The sequence below is a fragment of the Streptomyces sp. SID1328 genome, from assembly GCF_009865595.1.
GTDB lineage: Bacteria > Actinomycetota > Actinomycetes > Streptomycetales > Streptomycetaceae > Streptomyces > Streptomyces griseoluteus.
The window spans coordinates 1-6,958 of the sequence record NZ_WWKH01000988.1; the positions used below are offsets into that span (position 1 = coordinate 1).

Here is a 6,958-nt window from a genome sequence, read left to right on the forward strand (position 1 = left end):
GCGGCGACGGTGGTGCGGCTGACGGAGAGGGCGAGGGCCAGCTCGCGCTCGGCGGGCAGCCGCGCGGCCACGGGGACGCGGCCCTCCAGGACGAGCAGCCGGATGCCGTCGGCCAGCGCGCGATAGGCGGGCGGACGGCGCGTGCCGGGGCCACCCGGCCGTTCCTGCTGGGAGTTGAGGAGCCGGGCGAGCTGAGCGGCACCCACCGCCGAGGTCCAATGCGCCATGAAGATCAGTCCACCTTCCCCGGATTGGCCATGGATGGCCCTCCGTCCCAAGCCACAGAGTGACACGAACAAGGCCACTGTCACCACCCAGGGGGGTATCCCATGTCCACTCCGGGCCGTCTTTCCCGCCGGCTGTTCCAGCTCTACGCCGGTCTCGCGCTGTACGGGGCGAGTTCGGCGCTGCTCGTCCGCTCGGGCCTCGGCCTGGAGCCGTGGAACGTACTGCACCAGGGGCTCGCCGCCCGTACCGGCCTCAGCATGGGCGTGGTGCTGACCCTGCTCGGCGCGGCCCTCCTGCTGCTGTGGATTCCGTTGCGCCAGCGGCCCGGCCTGGGCACGGTCTCCAATGTGCTGGTGATCGGCTTCGCCATGGACGCCACCCTGTCCGTGCTGCCCGGCGCGCACGGCCCGGCCGCGCGGATCGCGCTGCTGGTCTCCGGGGTCGTGCTCAACGGCGCGGCGACCGGCCTCTACATCGCGGCGGACTTCGGCCCCGGCCCGCGCGACGGCCTGATGACCGGCCTGCACCGGCGCACCGGCCGCTCGATCCGGCTGATCCGCACCTGTGTGGAGGTCACCGTGGTGGCGACCGGCTTCGCCCTCGGCGGCACGGTCGGCGTCGGCACCGTGCTGTACGCGCTGGCGATCGGCCCGCTCGCCCAGTCCTTCCTGCGGGTCTTCGCGCTGCGCCCGGTGCCCGTACCGAGCAGGGTGGTTGCCGGCCACGAGCCGGAGCGCGCGATACTGCGCCGGTGACCGAGCCGATACGCCATCCGTACCTGGACCACCCCGGCCCCATCCCCTTCGCCCACCGGGGCGGGGCGGCGGAGGGGGTGGAGAACACGGTGGCGCAGTTCCGCCGGGCGGTCGCGCTGGGCTACCGCTACATCGAGACCGACGTCCACCTCACCGCGGACGGCACGCTGGTCGCCTTCCACGACGACTCCCTGGACCGGGTCACCGACGGCACCGGCCGCGTCGCCGACCTGCCGTGGGCGGAGGTCCGGCAGGCCCGCGTGGGCGGCCGGGAGCCCGTGCCGCTCTTCGCGGAGCTGCTGGAGACGTTCCCCGAGGTCCGCTGGAACGTGGACGTGAAGGCAGAGGCGGCCCTGCTGCCCCTCCTGGAGCTGGTCGGGCGGACGGACGCCTGGGACCGCGTCTGTCTGGGCTCCTTCTCCGAGGCGCGGGTGCGCCGGGCGCAGCGGCTCGCGGGGCCGAGACTGGCCACCTCGTTCGGCACCCTGGGGGTGCTGGGGCTGCGGCTGCGCTCCTGGGGGCTGCCCGCCCCGGTGCGCGGCTCGGCCGTGGCGGCGCAGGTGCCGGAGACCCAGTCGGGCGTCCCAGTGGCGGACGGGCGCTTCGTAAGGGCGGCGCACGCGCGCGGGCTCCAGGTGCACGTGTGGACGGTCAACGAACCCGAGCGGATGCACCGGCTCCTGGAGCTGGGGGTCGATGGCATCATGACCGATCACATCGACACGTTGCGCGAGGTCATGGAGGACCGCGGCGTCTGGGTCTGACCAGGCCCCCGGCGCCTCCCCCGCCTTGGCACGGCACTGCGGCGGGGAAGCGAGGGCGCGGGGTGGGTATAGGCACCGTGCGGGCGGAAACGCCCGAGGAGACGGCGGGTTCACGGCGCGAGCAACGCGGCTGGTACTGGTACGACTGGGCGTGCTCGGTCTACTCCACGAGCGTCCTGACCGTGTTCCTCGGCCCGTATCTGACCGCCGTGGCCCGGCACGCGGCCGACGCCGACGGCTATGTGCACCCGCTCGGGCTGCCGGTGCGCGCCGGCTCGTTCTTCGCCTACACGGTCTCCCTGTCCGTGATCGTCGCGGTGCTGGTGATGCCCCTGGTGGGGAGCCTGGCCGACCGCACGGGCCGCAAGAAGCCGCTGCTGGCTGCGGCCGCGTACACCGGGGCGGCCGCGACGACGGGCATGTTCTTCCTGGACGGGGACCGGTATCTGCTCGGCGGGCTGCTGCTGGTGGTGGCCAACGCGGCGCAGTCGGTCGGGATGATGCTCTACAACTCCTACCTGCCGCAGATCGCCCCGCCCGCCGAACGCGACCGGGTCTCCTCGCGCGGCTGGGCCTTCGGCTACGCGGCCGGCTCCCTGATGCTGGTCGTCAACCTGGTGCTGTACCTGGCCCACGGCTCCTTCGGGCTCTCCGAGCCGGCGGCCGTGCGGGTGTGCCTGGCCTCGGCCGGGCTGTGGTGGGGCGCCTTCGCGCTGATCCCGCTGCGCCGGCTGCGCGACCGGCACGCGCGCGTGGCGGCCGCCGCCCCGACCGGGCTGCGGCAACTGGCGGCCACGGTGAAGGACATGCGCCGCCATCCCCGCACCCTTGCCTTCCTGCTGGCCTACCTCGTCTACAACGACGGCATCCAGACGGTGATCACCCAGGCCTCGGTGTACGGCTCGGAGGAGCTGGGCCTGGAGCAGTCCACGCTGATCGGCGCGGTCCTGCTGGTGCAGGTGCTCGCGGTCGGGGGCGCCCTGGCGATGGGCCGGCTGGCGAGGTCCTACGGCGCCCAGCGCACGATCCTCGGCTCCCTGGTGGCCTGGACGTGCACCCTGGCCGCCGGGTACTTCCTGCCCGCCGGGGCGCCGGTGTTCTTCTACGTGCTGGCGGCCGCGATCGGCCTGGTGCTCGGCGGCAGCCAGGCCCTGTCCCGTTCGCTGTTCTCCCACCTGATCCCGCCGGGCAAGGAGGCGGAGTACTTCTCCGCGTACGAGATGAGCGACCGGGGCATGAGCTGGCTCGGGCCGCTGCTGTTCGGGGTGACCTACCAGCTCACCGGAAGCTACCGCTCCGCGATCGTCTCCCTGGTGGCCTTCTTCGTGATCGGCTTCGTCCTGCTGGCGCGGGTGCCGGTCCGGCGTGCGATCGGCGAGGCGGGGAACCCGGTCCCCGAAAGGATTTAGCGTTCAACACGAAAGGGCGGTAGTGTACGCGTTTGGCCTGCCAGACGTACCGTTACTGCGCGTCAAAGACAGCGAAACGCTGGGTCATATCTGCGAGCAGATGTGACAAACCGGGCGCGTGTGGGTACAACAAGGGGCGGCTACGACGGCGACGCACGACCCGGAACGGGACTCGGAACGGGAATCTTTACCGCCGACCGGACGTTGACCGGATGACGACGACAGCGACACCTGTCCTGTGGGCGACAAGCCCGGGAGGCACGATTCATGAGTGAGCGAGCTCTTCGCGGTACGCGCCTCGTGGTGACCAGCTACGAGACGGACCGCGGCATCGACCTGGCCCCGCGCCAGGCCGTGGAGTACGCATGCGAGAAGGGGCATCGTTTCGAGATGCCCTTCTCGGTCGAGGCGGAGATTCCGCCGGAGTGGGAGTGCAAGGTCTGCGGGGCCCAGGCACTCCTGGTCGACGGCGACGGCCCTGAGGAGAAGAAGGCCAAGCCCGCGCGTACCCACTGGGACATGCTGATGGAACGACGCACCCGCGAGGAGCTCGAAGAGGTCCTCGAGGAGCGTCTGGCGGTCCTGCGGTCGGGCGCGATGAACATCGCGGTACACCCGCGCGACAGCCGCAAGTCCGCGTAGCCCGAAGGGGCTGCGCCGACCTGGCGCACATAGAACCGCGGGCGCCGTACATCGTGACGATGTACGGCGCCCGCGGTTCTGTGCTGTCCGGACCCGCCCGCTCAGCGGGTCAGCGGCGGCCGGGGATCGTCGGTGGAGTCGTCGCGGCGCTCCCGGACGACCTCGCCCTGCACCACCTTGCCGTCCGGACGGTGGATACGGGCCTGCTGGAAGGCGTCACCGAAGGAACCCGGCGTGGCCGCGCGCAGCTTGCGGCTCACCACGTGCTCGGTACGGCGGCGGACCAGGTTCTGCACCGGGGGCAGCAGCAGGAGCAGTCCGGCCACGTCGGAGAGCATGCCGGGGAGCATCAGCAGGAGTCCGGCGAGCATCAGCAGGCCGTTGCTGCCGCCGCCCGAGGAGGGGGCCGTACCGCGCCGCAGGGCTTCGTCCAGGTTGCGGAAGGCGCGGCGGCCGGCCCGCTTCACCACGACCGCGCCCGCGACGAAGCTCGCGGCCAGGATCAGGAACACGGCGAGGCCCCCGGCCGCGTCCGCGACCAGGGTGAGCAGCCAGATCTCCAGCACCAGCCACGCGGCGAGGGCGAGCGGCAGATACCTGCGCAGCGCCGAGCGCCTAGGCCGCCCGGTCTGCCCGGTCCGCGGAGGGGTGGGTGCGCCAGTCGTCATGCTTCCAGTGTGCCTGGGCCCGGCTCAGTGCCGCACAAGGGGTGGATCACCCCCGCGGGCCGGGCCCGTACGGCGCCGCCTCGCCCCTACTTGCCCTTGGCCTTGATCTTGCCGACACGGTCGCCCACGCCCCACGCGGTGACCCGCCACAGGGCCTCCACGAGGATGTCCCGGCTCATCTTGGAGTCGCCGAACTCGCGCTCCACGAAGGTGATCGGGACCTCCACCACGTGGTACCCGGCCTTCACCGCGCGGCGGGCGAGGTCGACCTGGAAGCAGTAGCCCTGCGAGGCGACCTCCTCCAGGCCGAGCCCCTGGAGCGTCTCGGCGCGGAAGGCGCGGTAGCCGCCGGTGATGTCGCGCAGCGGCAGGTCGAGGGCGAGCCGGGAGTACAGGCTGCCGCCGCGGGAGATGACCTCACGGGACCGGGGCCAGTTCACCACCCGGCCGCCGGGCACCCAGCGTGAGCCGAGGACCAGGTCGGCGCCCTTGAGGGCGGTCAGCAGGCGGGGCAGTTCCTCGGGCTGGTGGGAGCCGTCGGCGTCCATCTCGACCAGCACGCCGTAGCCGTGCTCCAGGCCCCAGCGGAAGCCCGCGAGGTAGGCGGCGCCCAGGCCCTCCTTGCCCTTGCGGTGCAGCACCTGCACGTGGTCGTCCGTGGCGGCCAGCTCGTCGGCGAGCTTGCCGGTGCCGTCCGGGCTGTTGTCGTCCGCCACGAGGACGTGCGCCTCGGGGACGGCCTTGCGTACCCGGCCCACGATGGTCTTGATGTTCTCCGCCTCGTTGTAGGTCGGAATGATCACCAAGGCCGTGCCGAGCGGACCGAACTGCCGCCCTCCGGCCTTGGCCGAGAGGGTCCCGTCGCCGTCGTTCACTGCTGCCCCTTCATGTCGTGCGCAGGCGTCCACCATAGTGGTCACGGCCTGCGATGACGCGGCGGCACGGGGCTCGGGCGGTGCCGGAAGCCGGTGAGCGGGGCAGGAGCGCGCCTCTCGGCGGGTTTCCGGCGCCTCGCCGTGGCTTTCCCGCGGCGGATGGGGGCCCGCGCCGCCCTTCGGGCCGACCTGGGACCCGCTGGCTGCGGATCGACCGAGAGCCGTTGTCTACTGAGCGCGCGGGCCCCATCCGGGTCACACCTTGCCGACCGGCCGGAGCGTCCCCTCGTCGGCGCGAACACTGCGCCTGGCTGCCGTCGACGATGCCCCGGTACGGCACACCGTCCTGACCCAGTGGCGCCGCGACGAGGATGCGAACACTCCCCGGTCGAACGTCCGTTGGTGGACGCGGCCGAACCTACCGGTCCCCCGCCGTCGGCTGTCAACAGCCCCCTGGCCAGCGGCTACGCCGGGAAGGGCGCGGAAAAAGGCGAGGATCGCAGGTCGGGCGACCGGGCGGCGCCACCCGTTCGGCTCCACCGCCGGGCCGGGAGATCACTCGCCCGGCCGTACGAACACCGTCCGTCCCCCGACCACCGTCCGCAGGCAGACCGGGAGCCCGGTGCCGGGGGTGAGGTCGGGCAGGCCGGGGGTGCCGGAGCGGGGGTCGGTGGACCAGCGGGCCACCCGGTCGTCGGGGGCCTGCACGATGAGGTCACCGGTGTGCCAGACCGCGTAGTCGGCGGGGGCGCCCGGCACCAGGACGCCCGCGTCGTCCCGGCCGATGGCGCGCCAGCCGCCGCGCGTGTGCGCGGTGAACGCGGCCCGCACCGACACCCGGTGCTCCGGCGTGCGGTGGAAGGCGGCGGCACGGACGGTGCCCCAGGGGTCGAGCGGGGTGACCGGGCTGTCGGAGCCGAAGGCGAGCGGCACCCCGGCGCGCAGCAGGGCCGCGTACGGGTTGAGGGTGCGGGCCCGCTCGGCGCCCAGGCGGCGGACGTACATGCCGTCCTCGCCGCCCCAGATGGCGTCGAAGGCGGGCTGGACGGAGGCGATCAGGCCCAGCTCGGCGAAGGCGGCGACGGTGTCGGGGGTGAGCATCTCGGCGTGCTCGACCCGGTGCCGGGCGGCCCGTACGCGGGCCAGGCCGACCTTCTCGGCGGCGGTGCGCATGCCCTCGACCACGGCGGTGACGGCGGCGTCGCCGATGGCGTGGAAGCCGGCCTGCAGCCCGGCCTCGGTGCAGGCGACGACGTGCTCGGCGACCGCGTCGGCGTCCAGGTAGGCGGTGCCGGTGTGCGGGGCGTCGGTGTAGGGCTGGTGCAGGCAGGCGGTGTGGGAGCCCAGCGCCCCGTCCACGAAGAGGTCGCCGGCCGCGCCGGCCGCGCCCAGTTCGCGGGCCTTGTCGACGTCCCGCTCGGCCCAGTAGCCGACGACGCGGGGGCCGGGCAGTTCTCCGGCGAGCCGGAGCAGGCCGGTGAAGTCGTCCTCGGAGGAGATCTGCGGGCCGCCGCACTCGTGCACCGAGCCGATGCCGAGGGAGGCCGCGTGCGCGAGCGCGGTGCGCTGGGCCTCGGCGCGCTGGGCCGGGGCGAGCGCGCCGAGGGCGGCCTCGCG

The 6,958-nt window shown here is 73.3% G+C and carries 8 protein-coding genes; 4 read left to right on the forward strand and 4 right to left on the reverse strand.

What is annotated here, in order from left to right:
* Positions 1-227 (reverse strand): GntR family transcriptional regulator (locus tag GT030_RS31785; RefSeq protein WP_161204043.1); only part of this gene is annotated, 227 nt, incomplete at its 3' end.
* Positions 228-329: 102 nt separating this feature from the next.
* Here GT030_RS31785 and GT030_RS31790 point away from each other — a divergent pair.
* The 4 genes from GT030_RS31790 (at position 330) to GT030_RS31805 (ending at position 3,798) form a co-directional block, all read left to right on the forward strand.
* Positions 330-983 carry a hypothetical protein gene (locus GT030_RS31790; RefSeq protein ID WP_161204044.1) on the forward strand — a complete coding sequence of 218 codons (654 nt, stop codon included), beginning with the start codon at positions 330-332 and terminating at the stop codon, positions 981-983.
* A complete protein-coding gene (locus GT030_RS31795) occupies positions 980-1,747 on the forward strand; it encodes a glycerophosphodiester phosphodiesterase (protein WP_161204045.1) in 768 nt (255 codons plus the stop codon). The genes GT030_RS31790 and GT030_RS31795 overlap by 4 nt, the downstream gene beginning before the upstream one ends.
* Before the next feature lie 62 nt (positions 1,748-1,809).
* Positions 1,810-3,156 carry an MFS transporter gene (locus GT030_RS31800; protein ID WP_161204046.1) on the forward strand — a complete coding sequence of 449 codons (1,347 nt, stop codon included), beginning with the start codon at positions 1,810-1,812 and terminating at the stop codon, positions 3,154-3,156.
* Positions 3,157-3,423: 267 nt separating this feature from the next.
* Entirely contained in the window at positions 3,424-3,798 is a 375-nt protein-coding gene (locus tag GT030_RS31805) for an RNA polymerase-binding protein RbpA (protein WP_003977404.1), read from the forward strand.
* Between the two features lie 101 nt (positions 3,799-3,899).
* Here GT030_RS31805 and fxsA read toward each other — a convergent pair whose 3' ends face one another.
* The 3 genes from fxsA to GT030_RS31820 form a co-directional block, all read right to left on the reverse strand.
* Positions 3,900-4,466, reverse strand: a complete 567-nt coding sequence (gene fxsA, locus GT030_RS31810) for an FxsA family membrane protein (protein WP_161204047.1) — start codon at positions 4,464-4,466, stop codon at positions 3,900-3,902.
* A gap of 86 nt (positions 4,467-4,552) precedes the next feature.
* Entirely contained in the window at positions 4,553-5,341 is a 789-nt protein-coding gene (locus tag GT030_RS31815) for a polyprenol monophosphomannose synthase (protein ID WP_229918941.1), read from the reverse strand.
* A 555-nt stretch (positions 5,342-5,896) separates the two neighbouring features.
* A partial coding sequence (locus GT030_RS31820) for an amidohydrolase family protein (RefSeq protein WP_161204048.1) occupies positions 5,897-6,958 on the reverse strand: 1,062 nt, incomplete at its 5' end.